The organism is Paeniclostridium hominis, assembly GCF_014306135.1.
GTDB classification, from domain to species: domain Bacteria; phylum Bacillota; class Clostridia; order Peptostreptococcales; family Peptostreptococcaceae; genus Paraclostridium; species Paraclostridium hominis.
In genome coordinates this window covers 1-2,407 of sequence record NZ_JACRWD010000022.1, presented here as the reverse complement: position 1 = coordinate 2,407, position 2,407 = coordinate 1, and the positions used below count along the sequence as shown (strand labels likewise).

Sequence of the window (2,407 nt, the reverse complement as noted above, 5' to 3'; positions counted from 1 at the left end):
ATCTTTTGGTGCATGCCATAAATCAGCTATCATATTAACACATCTATTTTCCATTTCTGTTGTTTGTGGATATTCTGATTTATCTATTGCATTTTTTTCTAATGTTTCTGCCATAAGCTTAGTAGCTTCATCTTCCATATATGTTTGACAGAATGTACATAAGTTAAGTCTTGCATTTCCTTCGTTCATTAATTCATCTTTTATTAATCTATAAGCTAGATTTGGAGCAATAGAATCTTTCCCTAATACATCTTTAGGTATACTAGAGCCAGATTCTGTTGTCCCAAATACTGGAGTATCATATTTATCTCCTAATTTATTTTTTCTTCCAAATAACATTTTAAAAGCCTCCTCGTATATATATGCTTCATATATAATTGATTATATTTTTAATAGCAAATTTCAATCATTTTCAACTTATTTAAATTGATTTAAATCTATTTTATCTAATTTTGATAAATATAACTCTAATTTACTAAGTTTCTCTTTGTTTTTTGCTATAATATATATATACCTCATTTAAATGTATATAAACATTTTTTAGTAATTTTTTATATTTTTTATTCTTCTTTTGAAGATGAAGTTCCACTTTCTAGTATTGAAACTATAGAGAATAAAGTAAAACAAATTGCTCCAAGTCCAATCATGACACGAGCTGGAATAAAATAAGCTATATTAAATAATTGAGCTTCAAATAAAAATGCACCTATAAATAAACATGTAAGCGATGTAACTACTGGAATTAAAGGAACTCTTTTTGATAATTTACATGTTTTTCTCCATACTAATGCTAATAATAAAACTTTACTCAATATACTGTAACATACTATTCCTAATCCAATTAAAACAAATCCAGGTGCTATCCATGCTGGATCATTTGCTATTGAAAGTATTGCTATTCCCCATGTTACATTTATACTTCCTAAAATAAAAACAAAAATTGACCAATTATAACGTTCTTTATTTGTAAATGTATTTTGAATTTGTTTTACAACACTTACTACTAGTGCTATTAAACTTGCACATACAAAGGATATTCCTATTAATACGTGTCCCGCTACAAAGTTATCAGTTGCTGAAGATGATATTAATAAGTAAATACCTCTTGTAAAAGCTATTAAAGTACACACTATAGGTACTGATATTAATATTTTTGCTGTTGATTCCTTAAATGCTCCTTCTGGTATATCTCCTTCTTTTAAAGAAGAACTATTTTTAGGTATTAATATAAATTTAGTAGAAGATGTTGCAACTGTAGAAACACAGCATGCTATAAGTCCTAAGCCAAAAACTACATTTCCTGATACAAAATAAGGTGGATTTATTCCTAATGTTTCAAATAGTATAATCCCTGATACTATTGTAAATAAAGATGCTAGATATCCGATTGAAGGAAGTAACCATCTATAAAAATTATTATATTTGTTTATAAGTTGTCTTATTATAGTTGCTGCTGTTGTAAATAAAGCTATACATATAGCTGTTAAAAAAATTAAAACATGGCCTGCTACTACAAATTCAGATCCCATAGCTTGACCTAAATTCTTTACATAGAAACCATAACATAAACATATAGCTCCCATAACTAATGGTATAGCTCTGAAAAGTATACTAATATAGTAATTCATTTTCTATTACCTCCGAATTATATTTTTAAAAGTATATAAAAGAAATACTTAAATTATGTAATTATTAACTTGATTTATATTAGATATAAAAAGAGCAACTGATGGAAATAATATAGCACCAGTTGCTGAATAAAACACATCATTTTATTTTAGTGAGTAAATCCATATACTTTGTTCTCTTCTTTTTTACCATGTACTAATACATTTGCATTATTTAAATCCTTTATAGCTGCTTTTAAATCTCTTATAAATAATTCAGCCATATCATGACTTAAGTCTGCTCTACATACTATACGTTGTATTATAGTTTTATCTAAGTTTATTGGTAATGGATATGCAGGTATTTGCCATCCTTTCATTGCTAATCTATCTGCTAAATCATATAATGTCCAATCAACAGCATTTTCATCTTTTAATCTGTAACATACTATTGGTAAATTTTCACCATTATTATAGATTTTAAATAATCCTGTTTTTTCTATTTCATCTGCTAAATACATAGCTACATCTTTTGTACGTTGATGTATTTGTCTGTATCCCTCAAATCCAAGACGTAAGAAGTTATAATATTGTCCTATAACTTGACTTGCTGATCTTGAGAAGTTTATTGCCATTGTTGGCATTGATCCACCTAAGTAACTTACTTCAAATATTAATTCTTTTGGTAAGTACTCTTCGTCTTTCCATATTACCCATCCTATACCTGGGTAAACTAATCCGTATTTATGTCCTGATGTACTTATTGATACTACATTTTTTAATCTAAAATCCCATTCCAT

General features: G+C 27.3%; 3 protein-coding genes. All 3 read right to left on the bottom strand.

The window, feature by feature from the left end; genetic code table 11:
- A partial coding sequence (locus H8891_RS14860; protein ID WP_243207860.1) for a pyridoxal-dependent decarboxylase occupies positions 1-339 on the bottom strand: 339 nt, incomplete at its 3' end.
- A gap of 221 nt (positions 340-560) precedes the next feature.
- Complete coding sequence (locus tag H8891_RS14855) at positions 561-1,628, bottom strand: DUF2776 family protein (protein WP_187007008.1); 1,068 nt, start codon at positions 1,626-1,628, stop codon at positions 561-563.
- Between the two features lie 149 nt (positions 1,629-1,777).
- On the bottom strand, positions 1,778-2,407 hold a 630-nt coding region (locus tag H8891_RS14850; RefSeq protein ID WP_243207859.1), incomplete at its 5' end, for a pyridoxal-dependent decarboxylase.

What these genes read in the sequence shown, in the direction of transcription:
- H8891_RS14855 (WP_187007008.1), bottom strand. Translation starts at nt 1,628, where the DNA reads ATGAATTACTATATTAGTATACTTTTCAGAGCTATACCATTAGTTATG.